General features: G+C 50.1%; 18 protein-coding genes. 12 read left to right on the top strand and 6 right to left on the bottom strand.

From position 1 onward, the window contains the following. Positions 1–53 precede the first annotated feature (53 nt). Both AC22LX_RS12410 and AC22LX_RS12405 read right to left on the bottom strand, forming a co-directional pair. Positions 54–1,394 carry a carbohydrate porin gene (locus AC22LX_RS12410; RefSeq protein ID WP_045392236.1) on the bottom strand — a complete coding sequence of 447 codons (1,341 nt, stop codon included), beginning with the start codon at positions 1,392–1,394 and terminating at the stop codon, positions 54–56. Between the two features lie 122 nt (positions 1,395–1,516). Then, positions 1,517–2,914: an MFS transporter gene (locus AC22LX_RS12405; protein WP_047050795.1), complete on the bottom strand. Its 1,398-nt coding sequence runs from the start codon at positions 2,912–2,914 to the stop codon at positions 1,517–1,519. Positions 2,915–3,351: 437 nt separating this feature from the next. Here AC22LX_RS12405 and AC22LX_RS12400 point away from each other — a divergent pair, with 437 nt between their 5' ends. From AC22LX_RS12400 to AC22LX_RS12385, 4 genes are all read left to right on the top strand, one after another. After that, on the top strand, positions 3,352–4,383 hold the full coding sequence (locus tag AC22LX_RS12400) for a LacI family DNA-binding transcriptional regulator (RefSeq protein WP_047050829.1): 1,032 nt from the start codon (positions 3,352–3,354) through the stop codon (positions 4,381–4,383). Positions 4,384–4,633: 250 nt separating this feature from the next. Further along, entirely contained in the window at positions 4,634–5,563 is a 930-nt protein-coding gene (locus tag AC22LX_RS12395; RefSeq protein WP_032709182.1) for a dihydrodipicolinate synthase family protein, read from the top strand. Positions 5,564–5,748: 185 nt separating this feature from the next. After that, a complete protein-coding gene (locus tag AC22LX_RS12390; protein ID WP_045392230.1) occupies positions 5,749–7,038 on the top strand; it encodes an anaerobic C4-dicarboxylate transporter family protein in 1,290 nt (429 codons plus the stop codon). Between the two features lie 361 nt (positions 7,039–7,399). Next, positions 7,400–7,699: a DUF1889 family protein gene (locus AC22LX_RS12385; protein ID WP_015369626.1), complete on the top strand. Its 300-nt coding sequence runs from the start codon at positions 7,400–7,402 to the stop codon at positions 7,697–7,699. A 321-nt stretch (positions 7,700–8,020) separates the two neighbouring features. On the opposite strand, the gene AC22LX_RS12380 is transcribed toward AC22LX_RS12385, so the two are convergent. Genes AC22LX_RS12380 through AC22LX_RS12365 form a run of 4 tightly spaced genes read right to left on the bottom strand, consistent with a single transcriptional unit; the run spans position 8,021 to position 11,111 of the window. Then, positions 8,021–9,229: a phospholipase D-like domain-containing protein gene (locus AC22LX_RS12380; RefSeq protein ID WP_200144662.1), complete on the bottom strand. Its 1,209-nt coding sequence runs from the start codon at positions 9,227–9,229 to the stop codon at positions 8,021–8,023. Between the two features lie 12 nt (positions 9,230–9,241). Then, entirely contained in the window at positions 9,242–10,270 is a 1,029-nt protein-coding gene (locus AC22LX_RS12375; RefSeq protein ID WP_094818974.1) for a phage integrase, read from the bottom strand. A gap of 2 nt (positions 10,271–10,272) precedes the next feature. Then, positions 10,273–10,443, bottom strand: a complete 171-nt coding sequence (locus AC22LX_RS12370) for a YdcA family protein (RefSeq protein WP_458646137.1) — start codon at positions 10,441–10,443, stop codon at positions 10,273–10,275. Positions 10,444–10,496: 53 nt separating this feature from the next. Then, positions 10,497–11,111 carry a phage repressor protein CI gene (locus tag AC22LX_RS12365; RefSeq protein WP_200144663.1) on the bottom strand — a complete coding sequence of 205 codons (615 nt, stop codon included), beginning with the start codon at positions 11,109–11,111 and terminating at the stop codon, positions 10,497–10,499. 100 nt (positions 11,112–11,211) lie between these two features. Between AC22LX_RS12365 and AC22LX_RS12360 the strand changes: the two genes are divergently transcribed. The 8 genes from AC22LX_RS12360 (at position 11,212) to AC22LX_RS12325 (ending at position 16,286) form a co-directional block, all read left to right on the top strand. Next, complete coding sequence (locus tag AC22LX_RS12360; RefSeq protein ID WP_062856346.1) at positions 11,212–11,448, top strand: hypothetical protein; 237 nt, start codon at positions 11,212–11,214, stop codon at positions 11,446–11,448. Between the two features lie 34 nt (positions 11,449–11,482). Then, a complete protein-coding gene (locus AC22LX_RS12355) occupies positions 11,483–11,992 on the top strand; it encodes a phage regulatory CII family protein (RefSeq protein WP_094818976.1) in 510 nt (169 codons plus the stop codon). Between the two features lie 7 nt (positions 11,993–11,999). After that, on the top strand, positions 12,000–12,200 hold the full coding sequence (locus AC22LX_RS12350) for a phage filamentation protein Fil family protein (protein WP_094819000.1): 201 nt from the start codon (positions 12,000–12,002) through the stop codon (positions 12,198–12,200). Further along, complete coding sequence (locus tag AC22LX_RS12345) at positions 12,164–12,505, top strand: DUF5347 domain-containing protein (protein WP_013098807.1); 342 nt, start codon at positions 12,164–12,166, stop codon at positions 12,503–12,505. The genes AC22LX_RS12350 and AC22LX_RS12345 overlap by 37 nt, the downstream gene beginning before the upstream one ends. Before the next feature lie 67 nt (positions 12,506–12,572). After that, positions 12,573–12,806, top strand: a complete 234-nt coding sequence (locus AC22LX_RS12340; protein WP_049045152.1) for a DUF2732 family protein — start codon at positions 12,573–12,575, stop codon at positions 12,804–12,806. After that, complete coding sequence (locus AC22LX_RS12335) at positions 12,806–13,033, top strand: TraR/DksA family transcriptional regulator (RefSeq protein ID WP_000785510.1); 228 nt, start codon at positions 12,806–12,808, stop codon at positions 13,031–13,033. Before AC22LX_RS12340 ends, AC22LX_RS12335 begins: the two co-directional genes overlap by 1 nt. Continuing rightward, positions 13,030–13,887, top strand: coding sequence for a DNA adenine methylase (locus tag AC22LX_RS12330; RefSeq protein WP_213197707.1), 858 nt, complete (start codon positions 13,030–13,032; stop codon positions 13,885–13,887). Before AC22LX_RS12335 ends, AC22LX_RS12330 begins: the two co-directional genes overlap by 4 nt. Next, positions 13,881–16,286, top strand: coding sequence for a replication endonuclease (locus AC22LX_RS12325; protein ID WP_487334005.1), 2,406 nt, complete (start codon positions 13,881–13,883; stop codon positions 16,284–16,286). Before AC22LX_RS12330 ends, AC22LX_RS12325 begins: the two co-directional genes overlap by 7 nt. Positions 16,287–16,515: the final 229 nt, after the last annotated feature.

The following is a 16,515-nucleotide window of genomic DNA, read 5'->3' as shown; positions in this document are numbered from 1 at the left end:
ATGATTTTGTTACTTATATTTTCTTATCAGTCCACACGGCGAGGCCTGTTTTATTAAAGTTTGATGGTCACCTGGTTTCCGATAACCCATGCATCTTTAATCTCCTCTATTCCTCCCGGATGGGCGAGTAGCTGGAGATTAGGCCGCAAGGTCAGCCATGGCGTAACGTGAAAGCTATAATGCAGCTCTGCGGCATACTCGCTTCTGCGGACCGGGACATACAAGGGATCATCATAATCATCGATCCCTCGCATCTGGTTCTGGAGCTGCGCTCGACGAGCGACTTTGGCGTTGGCATGCATTTTACTTACGCCGAAGCTGATAAAGTCCTGCGGGCGGCTGGCGAAAGGGCCCTTATAAATGATGCCGGCCTGGATCTGATAGTCCATTGTCGCCGTATTTTTATCATTTATGGCCAGATGCCCGAAAATGTTGAGGCCATTTTGTCGCTGGCTGCCCGAGTGGGTCAGCTGCTGGCTGACATAGAGATAACCTCCGTAACGGCCGCCGTGTCGCCGGGCAGCCTGCCGCGTGAGGACATAGGGATCGCCATTGTCGTCATCCAGTACATCATTGGCGTCCGCTGTGTTGTACCAGCCGCCGATTTTCCAGGTGTCCGGCAGGAATGTGGCGCCTGGAGTGGGCCTATGCCCTAGTTCAACAATGTACATGTACCCCAAATGCCCGGTGCCATCGAGCTCGAAACTGCCGTGGCGGGTAGCGTAGTTGGGGTTATATTGAAATCCGCCAGCCTGGATATAAAGCGCCGAACTAAGAGCGTATTTAATGCGGCCACCCCACTGGCCTATGGGAGTGTTATACCAGACGCCGCTACCGTGCCCGGCTAACGAACCGCACAACGACAGGTTTTGAAAAAAACAGCCGCTATTATCAAAGTCCTCTCCTGGCGGCATGAGACCGACCTTGAGATCCCACTTTTTATCCTGCCAGGTTTTTTTGAACCAGAACTGCGTCGCGTGCCATGTTTGTCCCCGACCGTAGTTACTCTGAACACCCGAGCCGATTACCGGAGCACGTGGATCCTGGAGACGATCCTGAGTCAAATCTCTCCCGTTACGATCGTTTAGCGACGCTTTAAATTCTCCGTCGTGAATGCCGAAAATCTTCTCCAGATCCATATCGATGCCGAGAATATACTGATCGCTGTAGCGCAGGGTTTTATCGCGATCGTAACCGCCGGAAATATTCGTGGCGGTCATCGAACTATATTCCAGCGTAAAGTCATAACCACGATGGCGCAGATCCGTGCGCACGCCGCCCCACTCTCCGGTCATGTTTTTTGCTGTGGGAGAAAAAAACGTATCGTTGGCCAACGCCAGGAAAGGGTGTAGTAAAGCCAGCAGCATCGTGCCGCTTTGAATCAGTTTGTTCATATTTTTCACCGCCTGTTGATGATCCAGGTCTAGGAGTTTTCCCGATAAGACGCAGTTGAATCAGCCTGGTGCGTCGTTTTATTGCCAGAGGCGGCCCCGCATCTCCCGGAGCCACGGAGCGTTTATGGAGACAGCTCTTCTAACGATTTCCCTTTGGTTTCAATGGCAAAGAGCCAGGTAATTAAGCCGCCAATCAGCGCAATGACCGCGAAAGTGATGAACACAAAACGGATCCCGAAGCCTCCGACGATAAAACCCACCATCAGTGGGCCAATGGATGACCCTGCGCGCAGCCATGCGCTGGAATACGCGGTGCCAATGGCGCGTAGTCGGGTGGGATATAGTTCTGCCGCGTATAGATAAAGCGAGAAAGCGATGGTTTGCAGAATGGCGTAGGTCAGGCTTCCCAGAATCAGAATTTCCACGGCGGATTTGGCGCCGAGAATCGAAAGCGTAATCAGCGGAACGATGGCCAGTAAAAAAGCCCATGTGTACCAGCGCTTACGCCCGACACGGTCGATCAGCAGGGCGCAAATCACTGAAGCCACGACGCCGCAGGAAGAGGTGATCCAACCGTAGGCCAGACTGGTATCGAGAGAGAGGTTAAACCAGGTTTTATAAAGGGTTGGAAACCAGGTGATCATGCCGTTGTTGACGCTATAAACCGTCAGCCACAGTCCCCACAGCATAAAGGTTCGGGATTTATAGATCCCGCCAAATAGGGCTTTTACGCCTTCCGGAGCCGCTTTTTGCACCGTAGGGGCTTTCATTTCCGGCTCGGGTAATGTCATACCGCGCCTGATGACCTCTGATTCCAGCGTAGATACGATATTATCCGCTTCCTTTAGTCTACCTTTTGCGGCCAACCAGCGGGGTGATTCCGGCATTAACCAGCGCAGAGGGACGGTCAATGCGGAAGGGACTAAGCCAATTAAAAACATGACTTTCCATCCATAGATGGGCACCAGAAAATACCCCACTAACCCGGCAAACATCATGCCGATGGGGAAAATCACCTCATACAACAAAAAGAACCGCCCCCGCCTTTTTGCCCCGACAAATTCATTGATATAGGCGCTGGCAACGGGAACCTCCGCGCCGATTCCCACTCCCTGTAAAAAGCGAATAATCAGAATTGACCAACCGTTCCATGCAAAAAGACAGGCCGCATCCATCAGTACAAACAGAATGATGGTGATACGTAATACGCCGATACGACCTATTTTTTCCGCCAGCGAGCCAAAAAATAGCGCGCCGCATAGTTGGCCCACATAACTGGCCGCAATAATAAGACCGACAAACGTCGGCGTTAAACCCCACTCCTGGGTAAGCTGCGGGAGCGCAAAAGCGATAGCGATAATGGTATAGGCATCGAAAAAGGTCGATAAGCCGACGATAACGCGGATAGCCTTCAGCCGTCGGGTGATAGGGAGGCGTTCCAGCCTTGCCAGCAGCACGTCTGGTGTTGACGTCGTTCCGCTGGCAACGGCGTAATCTGAAGCAATGGCCTGAGTTGACATAGTATTACCCTGTTAAACGTTGTCTGGGGCATACACGTAAGGTTCTGAATAACCACAGGGCAACGAACCCTTATTCATAGACGTGCTGCATATAATGCTGTCTTGATTAGTTTGTGGTAACGTTACTGCAATCGATTTCACTCTCAGCTAATCCTTTGCTGGATTTGGCGCTAAGTCAATTACGCCCGTTGTATAAATGTCGAGCAGTTCACAATCTGAATAAACTCACGAGCAAAAAAGCGAAGTGACGAATACAGGTTAAAACGAATAAGAAATGTGAATTAACGGCCCGTCGAATGAACCCGGCAAAGTTAAGTACCATTCCTTTTGTCCGGGCGAGGTTTGACGTAAGATCCTTTCACCCCACGGTTTGCACGATGGTATCCCTTGCACGGGCAACACGGATTTTTACCCGCATTGATGAGTTGGAGCAGCAGATGGATCAAGAAAGTGAACTGAACGATTTTCCGGAAAAAAAGCTGGTGACAATGCGGGACGTTGCTCGCGCTGCGGGCGTGAGCGTCTCGACCGTTTCGCGCGTACTCGATGAAAGATTACCCACCTCGCGTAGCGCCTCGGCAGATAAAATTCGCCAGGTGGCCCGAGAGCTGGGCTACCGTCGGGACTATGTTGCTTCCAGCCTGCGCCGTGGCGATACCGGAACGCTTGGCGTCCTGGTTCCGAGGCTGACCGATGCCGTCACGGCGATGCTTTTCGAAGAGATAGCCCGGGCTGCGGCGAGGAGAGGGTATTTCGCGATCGTGGCGACCTGCGGAGATAGCAAGGAGCAGGAGAGGAACGCCGTTGAATCGCTGCTGGATCGTCGTGTGGATGGGTTGATTATGTCAACCTGCCGGCTGGACGATCCTTTGCCGCAAGCCCTGCGTGAACGGGATGTGCCCCATGTTCTGGCGTTGCGCACCGATGGGTTTAGTCCTTCATCGGTCGGGGACGATGAGCTTGGCGGCTATCTGGCAACCCGACACCTGATAGATTTAGGCCACCGTGATATTGGCCTGATCGGCGGTCCCGATTTTGCCTCCAATGCGCTTAACCGGCGTAAGGGCTTTGAGCGGGCAATGCAGGAGGCCGGGCTCAGGATCGAAGCGGAATGGTGCTGCCATTCTGATTTTAATATCGCCTCTGGAGAGCAGCAGGGAATGAAAATTCTCAGCCAGCCTCATCGCCCGAGCGCACTGTTTGCCGTCAATGACGAGTTGGCGATTGGCGTGCTCGCGGCCGCGCATCAGCTAGGACTGGTGATTGGCGAGGATCTGTCTCTGGTGGGATACAATGATATTCCTCTGGTGAGTAGGCTGCCCGTAGCCCTGACTTCGGTTAGAACGCCACTGGAGCATATCGCCAGTAATGCGGTAGATATGTTATTGAATCCAGAAGTAAATAATAATATGCGGATTACCACGCCTTCCCTTATTCCTCGTAAGTCTACCTCGTCCCCACGTCACTAATCCGTCGGCGATCCTCCTGGCTTTCCTGGTGAAAGCGGGGAGGATTGAATTTTGTATAACGGATCTCATCCCGGATGCGGAATGCTGTTTAGTTTGTGATCTGCGTTGCATTTTTAACCAATTCGGCGTTGACGGTTTTATTTTTGCGGTTCAATGTCAATTAAGTGAAAACGATTGCAGAAACGATTTCATATCCGTTTCAAACGATCGCTAACCTGCAAATATACGCTTACTCATCAAGGGGATACTTATGATTAACATCGATCTCAGAGGTTTGACTCCGGCTCCGGTTACACCCTTCACTCGCGAGGGGCGCGTAGATTATGATGCCATCCAGCGCCTCGGTAGCTGGCTGGGCAGCATTGACGGCGTAAAAGGTCTGGTGGTTCTGGGACACGCAGGGGAAGGGACTTTTCTAACTCAGGAAGAGCAGGCGAATGTGATCCGCGCATTTGTGAAGTCGGTAGATGGCAAGCTTCCAATTATTGCCGGTATCACCGGAGAAGGGACGGAAGTCGCTGCGCTGGAGGCCAAGCGTGCTGTTGCCGCCGGCGCATCCGCTGGTTTGCTGTATCCTTCTCACGGCTGGTTGCGTTTTGGCTATCAGGACGGCGCGCCTCAGGATCGTTACCGCGTGGTTTATGAAGAAAGCGGCCTGCCGCTGATTCTTTTCCAGTATCCGGATGTCACTAAAGCCACTTACAATCTGCAAACGTTATTGGATATTTCCGCACAGCCTGGCGTATTCGCCATGAAGAATGGCGTGCGTAATATGCGCCGCTGGGATACTGAAATTCCGGTTATTCGCCGCGAGCGTCCGGATCTGCAAATTTTAAGCTGCCACGATGAATATCTGCTGCACACCGCGTTTGATGTCGATGGCTTCCTGGTTGGCTACGGTAATATCGCGCCTGAACCATTAATTGAAATGATTAAGGCGGGTAAAGCGGGTGATTATGTGAAAGCGCGTGAGCTGCACGATCGACTGCTGCCGGTGACCAAAAGCGTATACCACCGCGGTTCTCATATGGAAGGTACCGTGGCGCTGAAACATGCGTTAGTCGCGCGTGGGATCCTTGAGCATGCCACCGTCCGCTCCCCGCTTTTGCCGCTCGAAAAAGGGGCTGAAAAAGAGATCCACGACGCCATGCGCGCTGCTGAGCTGGGCCTCGTTCGTTAATTTATGCTGAGTCTGTTGTTAATCCGCAATGCAGAAAGATCTCTTGCTGTATTGCGGATATCGGCGCGTTCAGCGCGAGCTCTCCGGGAGATGTCATCCTGATCGACACACCCGGCTACCAGAACTAGCAGGTCATTTCATTATGTAAAGGGTTAATGCCGGACAGGGAGCCGTGGAGGCAAATTATGGTATTAGTTCAGTTTCTGGTCGTGCTGTTGTTTCTTTATATCGGCATGCGGGTTGGCGGTATCGGCGTAGGTTTTGCCGGCGGCGCTGGCGTGATTGTCCTCAGCGCGCTTGGCGCCACGCCGGGGGATATGCCGATGCTGGTTATCGTGTTTATCATGGTGGTGATTGTGGCGATTGCGGCCATGCAGGAGGCCGGCGGTATCGAATATCTGGTTGACCTCACCGAGCGCCTGCTGCGCCGCTATCCGCGATTGTTAGTCATCACCGCTCCGCTTTCCACCTGGCTATTAACCATGATGGCCAGCACCGGACAGGTCTCTTTTGCCTGTATGCCGGTGATTGTCGGCGTGGCGAAAGAGAACAATATAAAACCTACCCGGGCGCTCGCTCTCTCCGTCAGCGCCTCTTTGCTTGGCATTGTGGCATCGCCCATTTCCGCGGCGGTGATTTTCTTCTCGGGGATTCTGGAAAAGAGCCATTCTGGCTGGGGCTATATTGAGCTTATTGCGGTATCCATCCCTTCCACCTTTCTTGCGTTACTGGTCACCTCCGTGTTTTACCTGTGCTGGGACAGAATTCGCCGGCAGGATAGGCTCTATGACAATCCGGTGCAGGTGAAGGCTCGGACTGGGCGGGAGATCCCGCCTTATGCCGCTCGTTCGGTGCTGATCTTTATCGTCGGGCTGGTGGTGGTGCTGTGCTATGCGATTGTCACCAGCCCCAAATTAGGGCTGATTACCGATCCGGTCATGAGCAGCGGGCAGGCGCGGGTAGGGGTGATGTTGGGCGTTGCGCTGCTGATTCTGGTGAGTTGCCGGGTTAACGTACAAAAGGTCCCGTCCGGCTCGGTATTTAAAACCGGGATGACCTCCTGTATCTGTATACTCGGCGTCGCCTGGCTGGGGTCAACCTTTATGGACAGCAATCAGCAGTGGTTGCAAAGTACGCTCTCGTCACACTTCCTGGAGTCACCCATTATGCTGGCCATTATTATTATGGCGGCGTCATGTTTCCTGTATTCTCAGGCGGCTTCAACAAAAATTTTATTTCCCGCCGCGCTGAGTATGGGCGTTGCCCCCGGTATTCTGGTGGCCTGCTTCCCGGCTACCGCTTCGCTTTTTATTTTACCAAACTATCCGACGTTACTGGCGGCGGTGGAACTGGATGTTACCGGCTCAACTAAACTGGGGCGGCATATTATCGATCATCCTTTTCTGCTGCCTGGCCTGGCATCGGTGCTGCTTTCTATTCTTTTCGCAGCCGGGCTGGCTTTTTTGATTCAGTGAATGATACGAGCAGTGGCAAAGTGATACAGGCGGACGACTGAGCAAAAAGGAGTTAGATGATTTAACTCCTTTTTTAATTGTCACCCCATCATCACCTTTTGGGGACATGAAAATGGCTGGCTTTGTCGGGTTTATGGCGCTGGCTTACGTAGTAGCCTCAGAAGGGCATCGCCAGCAATGTATATCCAGAATCACGCTTTGCATAATGTTAACTACCGTGCTGATTGCCCGGCAGAAAAATATAGCCATTTGTACATAGCTCACATTTGAACAATTAAATGGATAAACCTTTTGATATTTAAGCAAAATATAGTCCATATTAAAGCCTTGTACCGAACGTGGATATTTTAAGGATAAGAATATGTCAGCAGTAATTGATAAAGCACTGGATTTTATTAATGGCATGAACACGTCATCTTCAGCACCGCACACCATGGATGAAAGTACGGCTAAAGGCATTTTCAAGTATCTTAATGAGTTAGGCGCTCCGGCCAGCGCGGCTGATGTATATGCCCGGGGCACTCAAGAGGGCTGGGATCCCGAATTTACTAAAACGTTAGCTGGATGGGCGGAACGAATTGAGTCCGGCGAGCGTATAGTTATTAAGAATCCTGAGTACTTTTCTTCATACATGCGCGAGGAGCTGCGGGCTCTGGTATAAGATGAACTCTGCTCAACCGTGAGCGGATTGGTTCGCTATATTGCAAGCTTCTAACCCAGCGCGTTTGTACTCCGCAGTAGTTGCCTGCCGTATTCTGTAGGTATCCTGGAAAAGACTAAGGGCTTACGAGTAATCGTAAGCCCTTGATATTTGGTGGCCCCTGTTGGGTTTGAACCAACGACCAAGCGATTATGAGTCCCAAACTTAAATATTATAAAACAATAAGTTACTTCAATTTCAACGTCTTATGGCGTCGAATACTGGGGAATATGAAAGCATAGTGAATTGGTCTGCTGCCATTTTGCTGCCACTTTTGAAGCTTTAACTTTTGATGAGTGCGATGAGTGATGATTTTTCTAGTTGCGAGTGATGATAACCTTCTGATTGATCGAACAGAACATGGCATTTGTTAGAGTTGTTCTTCTCTACAATGCTAAATACATCATCTGCAACTTTACGAGTATCAAACACTTTCAAAAATCTTTCATAAAAAGTATCGTAACTATCATAGCTTTTAAACGTAAGTTGTTCATGTGTTGGGCCTTTTGCAATATTGGCTGAACCGCTTAGGCATTCAACATAATTGTCATTTACGCCACAATAAATCTTTGCATGGAATCGAGTGTTCCTAATAGCATCATCTATTACCTTTGGTGTGAATTTAAATTTGCTCAAAATATTATAATCATGAATAGCTTCAGATACTGCATTTTTATAAGAATTCAATGTTTGAGTTTTGGTTATAATCTTAAGTTTGTTTGAGTCGGATTGTGATATTATTTCTCCCCACAGTTCCAATAGTTCATCACTCTTTGAACGCGTATGCCCGACGTAAGGGAATATCAGGTAAGTCTTTTCAAATAAAAGCTCCCATCTAATCATTAATTTTTTTATCAACTCAATGAAATCTGATTTTGTAATGGTTCCATCGATTCTTTCCTCAAGAGAAATGCAATTACTTATATGTCCAAGCAGGAAATCGTCATCTGAAAAATCGCGATGATCGAAATTTTTGTAAAATAATGCAGAGTGTTTACATTCACAAGTGCAAGAGAAATCGACTTTTATTATTGATTTTTCTGCATCATATCCATATCCAGAAATGTCTTCTGATATATATTGGCAAATTCGCGGCCCCCACTCTTGATAGTCATTGACCATTTTTTCGTGTGCTAATTTCTCTAAGTTGTCATCACAATGTGGGCACTTATAAAGATTGTAAGATTCGAAATCAAATTTTGGATTATTTCTGAATACATCGCCATTATACTTAAATGATACTTTTAACTTATGAAAGGTTGATGGGGATTCACCTTCATAATCCAAATAATCTATTTTTTCAGCACCGCTTACAATATATGATTCAGCGGGGTTTTTGCATTGAATTCCAAACATTTCTTTGCAGTTTTGACATCTTGCGAGAATCTCCCCATTATCATTTGTGACTGGAAATTTTAATTCATGATAATCGATGATATTCTCGCAGTGTGGACATTCGCCCTTAAATTGTTTTTTTGTTTGATTATACATAGTGGCATCCATTCAAATAATTATATTGTTTATTAATGTCAATGGGTTTAGTTTAATTGCTTCAGTGAGATGATCTGGAGCAAGATGAGCATAGCGCATCGTTACTTTAATGTCAGTGTGGCCAAGGATGCGTTGCAGTACGAGAATGTTGCCACCGCGCATCATAAAATGGCTTGCAAACGTATGGCGTAGTACGTGCGATAACTGCCCGTCAGGTAACTCAATCCCCGTGCGCTTAATCGCCCCTCGAAATGCAGAATAGCACCCCGTAAAGACTGGTTTTGATGTTCTTACTTTTGGGAGTAATTCGTAAAGCTCATCACTTATTGGAACGGCGCGGTTTTTCTTGCCCTTGGTTTTGATATAAGTGATTTTGCCGGGGCTTATTTGCTTGCCTGTTAGTGACTCCGCCTCGCCCCATCGTGCGCCGGTTGCAAGGCATATCTTTACTATAGTTACTAAATCTTCCGCCTTGCTTTTCTCGCACTCAGCCAGAAGCTGCTTAACTTCTTCAACTGTCAGCCAGGCTAGCTCTGCCTCATCGATTTTAAATTCCCGGACGTTTTCGAGAGGATTGGGCGCACTCCAGTCATCCAGTCTTTTTAGTTCGTTGAACATGGCGCGGAAATAAGCCAGCTCAAGATTAACGGTACGGGGAGTCACTGCTTTTACCCGATCAGAACGTGTAATTTTCCCGCTTAAACGTTGTTCACGGTAGGTTGCAAAAAGTTTGGCGTTAAATTCAGTGGCGAGAGGGTTTCCCATAGCAAAGCAGGCAAATTCCATTGCACCTTTACGCTTGAGGCCATCAGAGAGTGTAACGCCATGTGCGTTGAACCAGGTTTCAACAAGATCAGTAACTCGCCGCTTATCTGCTTTTTCTCCTAACCAAGGCTTGTCCTGCGCTTGATCCTTAATGTGACGCTCAAAGGCCATGGCTTCGCCCTTGGTGGCGAATTGGCGACGGATGCGCCGCCCATCCCTACCGTTGGGGAAGACCTGAGCCTGCCACTTACCATTGGCTAACTTTGAGACAGCCATAATCAGTTTTTAGAGCAAATTCGTTTTGATTTACTGATAGTGCCGTCATTGCAAACAAATTTGCCATCAGATGTGCAATGTGAGACGCCACCTTTTTTTCCAGAGCATGGGTAATTGCGTGCATATGATGGCTGTGTCGCCAAAAACACTAAACCTAACGTAACGATTGCCATTAATTTTTTCATGCTAGTAGCCTCAACTTATTTCCGTATAAAGTCGAATTCGCTCATTCTGTAAATGCTGTTTTACTGATCACCCTACCGTTAACCTCAATATCCGATGGGGTGCATTCAAAGGATGCGGGTCCATTCTCTACACGTAAGCGTCCGCCAGGAAGGCGATAAACTTGCCTGATGCTCAGAAAACCATCTAATTTAATCAACCAGATTCCATCGTTGATTTCTCCCCTGAACTCATCCACAAGATAGAAAGCCTTTTCAAACTTCACCAAGAACGGATCTGTTGCATTTGGGGGGATAAGGCAGGAGTCATAACGGACCTGTTCAGAAGATGAGTAAATCCCGTTTGAAATTTCTTTTAATTGCAAAAGCAATCCATTGTCATTGATTATTTTTGTGGTGGGGGTGCCCTGTCCTGTAGTTAACCAAAGCATGGATGCACCTGTATCAAGATGGCAGGCAATGAGCCAGTCATGCGGAAAAGTATCGCGCATCCAACGGTTTGCCATAGTGCTCTGGGATACCCCAAGGTGATCGCACAAAGCCTGTCTGGTACTGAATCCATAGGCCTGGAGGATACGAGTTATGGCTTCTTTTCCACCACTTTGAGATGGAAAGTTGTATTCTGAGATCGCTATTGGGGTCTCTTTTGTGTTTGACATATTTAAAATGCGATCCTATTATCGGTTTTGTGGTGTTCGGAATGAATGCGAATAGTTCCGAATAGTGAAGTTTTAAACACAAACTGAGGAATAGTGCATCATGAAAAGCAATTTTTCAATGCGCCCCAGCATTAACCTTGTGGTATCTGAGCCATTCATCACACTGGATGAGTTCTGTCGCCGTACTGGTTACAAGCCTAGTTATGCCCGTCAAATGATCCGGGAAAACCGCCTGCCCATCAGGAAAAAAGCCGGAGTTAACAGCCTTATCGAAATCAACATGTTCGCGTTGACGATGGAAGCGGCCCAAGGCTGCGAAGTCACAATGCAAGCCTGATAGTTCCATTTTGGGATAGAAAAGGATTTACATCATGTTTGATTATCGTGTTTCCAAACATCCGCACTATGACGAAGCCTGCCGGGCTTTTGCGCTGCGTCACAACATGGCGAAGCTGGCAAAACGAGCGGGAATGAACGTCCAGACGCTGCGTAACAAACTGAACCCGGAGCAACCGCATCAGCTCACGCCGTCGGAAATCTGGATGCTTACCGATCTTACTGAGGACTCCACGCTGGTTGACGGATTTCTGGCTCAGATTCACTGCCTGCCATGCGTACCGATGAACGAAGTAGCAAAAGAGAAGCTGCCGCATTACGTCATGAGCGCTACTGCTGAAATCGGACGTGTTGCTGCCGGTGCCGTCTCGGGTGATGTGAAAACCACCGCAGGCCGCCGCGATGTTATCAGCAGCATTAACTCTGTTACTCGTCTGATGGCACTGGCTGCCGTTTCGATGCAGGCGCGTTTACAGGCTAACCCGGCGATGGCAAGCGCGGTGGATACCGTGACGGGCCTTGGCGCTTCGTTCGGTCTGATCTGAGGTGGTTATGCTGTCTAAAGAACCATCCTTCGCGTCACTTCTGCTAAAGCAAAGCCCGGCAATGCACTACGGTCATGGCTGGATCATGGGGAAGGATGGCAAACGCTGGCACCCGTGCCGCTCTCAGGATGAATTGCTGGCTGACCTGTCCACAACCAAACAGGGGAAATCATGGCTATTGAAGGCGCTACGGCGACTGTTCCATTAAGCCCCGGTAAACGCCTGGATGGACTGAACCATATTGCGGAATTGAGGGCTAAAGTGTTTGGTCTGAATATTGAGCCGGAGCTTGAAAGGTTTATTAAAGATATGCGCGACCCACGCGACGTAAATAATAAACAGAATGAGCGGGCACTGGCAGCCATTTTTTATATGGCAAAAATTCCGGCAGAACGTCACGGCGTCAATATTAGTGATCTGACTACTGACGAAAAGCGGGAACTGGTGAAAGCAATGAATCATTTTCGTGCAGTGGTGAGCTTATTTCCCAAACGGCTAACCATGCCGAATTAACCCACAACAGAAATTAATGGCGTTAACCCGCCGGGCTTCTTATTGCCCAAATTCAGGAGAAACAACGATGCGAAATATTGAAATCCGTAACACTAAAACCGGACCAGATGATGCTGGTCTTAACCTGCTGTTGAGTGAAGCACGCAAAGAAGAACGTCGGGGACGTGCAGATGTGATGGCTGCGCGTCTGGATTCTTTAGCTGCTCGTATCGTGTCACGTCAGCTTAACCACACGGAAGCGGCTGAGCTGCTGCGTCAGGAAGCTTTGAAGATTCAGAACGAAGCGCAGGAGATCCACTGATGGCTGATTCAATGGACCTTGTACAGCAGCGCGTTGAAGAAGAACGCCAGCGCCACATCCACACCGCCCGCAATAAAACGCCGGGCGTTTCCCGTGTTCTCTGCATTGATTGCGATGCACCTATCCCGCCAGCACGCCGCCGCGCCATTCCGGGCGTGCAGTGCTGCGTCACCTGTCAGGAAATCGCAGAGCTGAAAGGCAAACACTACAATGGAGGTGCTGTATGAGCACCATCCTGAAATGGGCGGGAAATAAAACCGCCATCATGCCGGAACTGATTAAGCACCTTCCCGCTGGTCCGCGACTGGTTGAACCTTTCGCGGGTTCCTGCGCTGTGATGATGGCGACAGACTATCCTCATTATCTTGTCGCAGATATTAATCCTGACCTGATCAGCCTTTACAGCGTCATTAAAAACAAGTCTGAATTACTAATTACTATTGCGAAAGGGTTATTTGATAAAAATAACACCGCAGAAGATTATTACGGTATACGTAAGGAGTTTAATTGTGATCGCCACTGGCCCGCAGAATGGCGCGCAGCTATGTTTCTTTATCTTAATCGCCATTGTTATCGTGGATTATGCCGTTATAACCAGAAAGGGCAGTTTAACGCTCCATACGGTAACTATAAAAGTCCTTATTTTCCTGAAAGTGAAATACTCGCTTTTGCAGAAAAGGCTCAACGCGCAACGTTTATTTGTGCCAGTTATGATGAAACACTGGCGCTGCTGCAGGCTGGTGATGTTGTTTATTGTGATCCGCCATACGATGGCACATTTAGCGGTTATCACACTGCCGGTTTTACAGAGGACGATCAGTATCATCTGGCGTCTATTCTTGAGCGCCGGTCATCAGAAGGTCATCCGGTTATCGTGTCCAACAGTGACACGTCCCTGACCCGTTCGCTTTATCGTAATTTTACCCGCCATCGCATCACTGCAAAGCGCAGCATGGGTGTGGCTGCCGGTGAGAGTAAATCTGCAACTGAAATCATCGCCATAAAATCAGCAGACTGGTTTGGTGTCGATTTGGCGTCCGGTCCAGATATCTCGGTGGAAACTGAGGTGCGGGCGTGGTAGTGAGTAAATTCACATTACATAATGAACCAACCACCGGCGGCTCGAATGAGGCCGCCGTGGCCTTTTCATGGAATAACCCTAAAAAAGCGGTTAACCCCTATCTGGACCCGGCGGAGGTTGCGCCGGAGTCTGCGCTTTCAAACCTGATCGCTCTTTACGCTGCGGATAACGAGCTGGAGCAGTTGCGCCGTGAGGCGCTGAGCGATGAGGTCTGGGAACGCTATTTCTTCAATGAATCCCGTGATCCTGTCCAGCGCGAAATGGAGCAGGACCGACTGATTAGTCGTGCCAAAATGGCGCGCGAGCAGCAGCGTTTTAATCCCGATCTGGTCATTCTGGCTGACGTTAACGCCATGCCGTCCCATATCAGCAAGCCTCTGCTGGAGCGGATTAAATATTTCCATAGTCTGGGCAGAGCAAAAGCCTATTCCCGCTACCTGCGTGAAACCATCAGGCCCTGTCTTGAGCGGCTGGAGCGCGTGCGTGACAGTCAGGTGTCTGCGTCTTTCCGGTTCATGGCGAGCCACGACGGGCTGGAAGGGCTGCTGGTACTACCTGAAATGAATCAGGATCAGGTCAAGCGCCTTTCAACACTGGTAGCGGCACATATGAGCATGTGTCTTGATACGGCTTGCGGTGATCTGTTTGTCAGCGACGATGTTAAACCAGAAGAAATCCGCCAGGCATGGGAAAGGGTTGCCGCAGAAGTCATGCGCCTTGAGGTCATCCCGCCTGCCTTTGAGCAGCTGCGCCGCAAGAAGCGCCGCCGCAAGCCGGTGCCTTATGAACTGATCCCACCGTCGCTGGCGCGTATGCTGTGCGCGGACTGGTGGTATCGCAAACTGTGGCAGATGCGCTGCGAGTGGCGGGAGCAGCAACTGCGCGCCGTCTGCCTTGTCAACAAAAAAGCGTCCCCGTATGTCAGCTATGAAGCCGTGATCCATAAACGGGAGCAGCGCCGCAAATCTCTGGAGTTCTTCCGCTCGCATGAGCTGGTCAACGAAGACGGCGACACACTGGACATGGAAGACGTGGTGAACGCCAGCAACAGCAACCCGGCACACCGCCGTAATGAAATGATGGCCTGTGTTAAGGGACTGGAGCTGATAGCGGAAATGCGCGGCGACTGTGCGGTGTTCTATACCATCACCTGCCCGTCACGCTTCCACGCAACCCTCAACAACGGCAGACCTAATCCGAAATGGACCAGCGCCACTGTCCGGCAGAGCAGTGATTATCTGGTTGATACCTTCGCCGCTTTCCGCAAGGCAATGCACAAGGCCGGGCTGCGCTGGTATGGTGTCCGGGTGGCAGAGCCGCACCACGACGGCACCGTGCACTGGCATCTGTTGTGCTTCATGCGCAAAAAAGACCGCCGTTCCATCACCGCACTGCTGCGTAAGTTTGCCATCCGTGAAGACCGCGAGGAGCTGGGCACCAATACCGGGCCGCGCTTCAAGTCCGAGCTTATCAACCCGCGTAAGGGGACGCCGACCAGCTATATCGCCAAATACATCAGCAAGAACATCGACGGGCGCGGACTGGCTAAAGAAATCAGCAAAGAAACCGGCAGATCACTGCGTGACAGCGCCGAGCATGTCAGCGCCTGGGCGTCACTGCATCGTGTCCAGCAGTTCCGTTTCTTTGGTATTCCGGGGCGTCAGGCATACCGCGAGCTGCGCTTGCTGGCTGGTCAGGCGGCAAGAGTGCAGGGTGAACGCAAAGCGGGCGCGCCGGTACTGGATAATCCGCGTCTGGATGCGGTACTGGCGGCGGCTGATGCGGGCTGCTTTGCCACCTACATCATGAAGCAGGGCGGTGTGCTGGTTCCCCGCAAACATCACCTTGTCCGCACGGCCTACGAGCTTAACGAAGAACCGAGCGCCTACGGCGATCACGGTATCCGTATCTATGGCATCTGGTCCCCGATTGTAGAGGGCAAGATTTGCACGCACGCGGTGAAGTGGAAAAAGGTTCGTAAGTCCGTTGACGTTCAGGAGGCGACAGCCGACCAGGGCGCTTGCGCCCCTTGGACTCGTGGCAATAACTGTCCCCTAGTGGAAAAAACGAACGATTCAGAAGCAGGTAATGAACCTGCAGAACATGACATAACCACCATGAATCAGCTGGAGCTACAGTATTACCTGTACGGGATGGGTAAAAAAGAACTGCGGGAACTAAACACGCGATTGCGCTTAGTAAAACCGAAACGCCGGAAAGGTTACAAACAGAAAATAGACGTTCAGCAGCGCCTGCAGCTGGAGTATGAACTGCGGTCCAGGGGCTTTGACGGCGGCGACAGGGAGATCGATTTGCTTCTGCGTGGTGGCAGTATTCCATCTAGCGCTGGCCTGCGCCTTTTCTACCGGAACCAACGACTACAGGAAGATGATAAATAGCGGCAATGGTACTAAGCCGCCATAAATTGAAGGATCACAAACCGGCTAGGCTCCTGCCGCGAATGCGGGCAACTTCATACTTGAGTTCAACTGCCTTGGCTTCGCAAAGCCTTAAAGATTTAAGCCATTGTTCAGTTGTAGGCTTACCGAATATGTCTTCCATTACTACAACCACGTAAAGGCAGCGACCAGTGCCTAGTTCGCCTGAAACCAGGCATGCGGCATTAGT

It is taken from the genome of Klebsiella sp. PK01 (genome assembly GCF_057624675.1).
The sequence above is the reverse complement of the archived record's forward strand: the minus strand, read 5'-3'. Positions and strand labels throughout refer to the sequence as shown.

Bases quoted from the DNA above. Each gene is read 5' to 3' on its own strand.
- AC22LX_RS12410 (WP_045392236.1), bottom strand. From the start codon at position 1,394: ATGAACAAACTGATTCAAAGCGGCACGATGCTGCTGGCTTTACTACAC.
- AC22LX_RS12405 (WP_047050795.1), bottom strand. From the start codon at position 2,914: ATGTCAACTCAGGCCATTGCTTCAGATTACGCCGTTGCCAGCGGAACG.
- AC22LX_RS12400 (WP_047050829.1), top strand. From the start codon at position 3,352: ATGGATCAAGAAAGTGAACTGAACGATTTTCCGGAAAAAAAGCTGGTG.
- AC22LX_RS12395 (WP_032709182.1), top strand. From the start codon at position 4,634: ATGATTAACATCGATCTCAGAGGTTTGACTCCGGCTCCGGTTACACCC.
- AC22LX_RS12390 (WP_045392230.1), top strand. From the start codon at position 5,749: ATGGTATTAGTTCAGTTTCTGGTCGTGCTGTTGTTTCTTTATATCGGC.
- AC22LX_RS12385 (WP_015369626.1), top strand. From the start codon at position 7,400: ATGTCAGCAGTAATTGATAAAGCACTGGATTTTATTAATGGCATGAAC.
- AC22LX_RS12380 (WP_200144662.1), bottom strand. From the start codon at position 9,229: ATGTATAATCAAACAAAAAAACAATTTAAGGGCGAATGTCCACACTGC.
- AC22LX_RS12375 (WP_094818974.1), bottom strand. From the start codon at position 10,270: ATGGCTGTCTCAAAGTTAGCCAATGGTAAGTGGCAGGCTCAGGTCTTC.
- AC22LX_RS12370 (WP_458646137.1), bottom strand. From the start codon at position 10,443: ATGGCAATCGTTACGTTAGGTTTAGTGTTTTTGGCGACACAGCCATCA.
- AC22LX_RS12365 (WP_200144663.1), bottom strand. From the start codon at position 11,111: ATGTCAAACACAAAAGAGACCCCAATAGCGATCTCAGAATACAACTTT.
- AC22LX_RS12360 (WP_062856346.1), top strand. From the start codon at position 11,212: ATGAAAAGCAATTTTTCAATGCGCCCCAGCATTAACCTTGTGGTATCT.
- AC22LX_RS12355 (WP_094818976.1), top strand. From the start codon at position 11,483: ATGTTTGATTATCGTGTTTCCAAACATCCGCACTATGACGAAGCCTGC.
- AC22LX_RS12350 (WP_094819000.1), top strand. From the start codon at position 12,000: ATGCTGTCTAAAGAACCATCCTTCGCGTCACTTCTGCTAAAGCAAAGC.
- AC22LX_RS12345 (WP_013098807.1), top strand. From the start codon at position 12,164: ATGGCTATTGAAGGCGCTACGGCGACTGTTCCATTAAGCCCCGGTAAA.
- AC22LX_RS12340 (WP_049045152.1), top strand. From the start codon at position 12,573: ATGCGAAATATTGAAATCCGTAACACTAAAACCGGACCAGATGATGCT.
- AC22LX_RS12335 (WP_000785510.1), top strand. From the start codon at position 12,806: ATGGCTGATTCAATGGACCTTGTACAGCAGCGCGTTGAAGAAGAACGC.
- AC22LX_RS12330 (WP_213197707.1), top strand. From the start codon at position 13,030: ATGAGCACCATCCTGAAATGGGCGGGAAATAAAACCGCCATCATGCCG.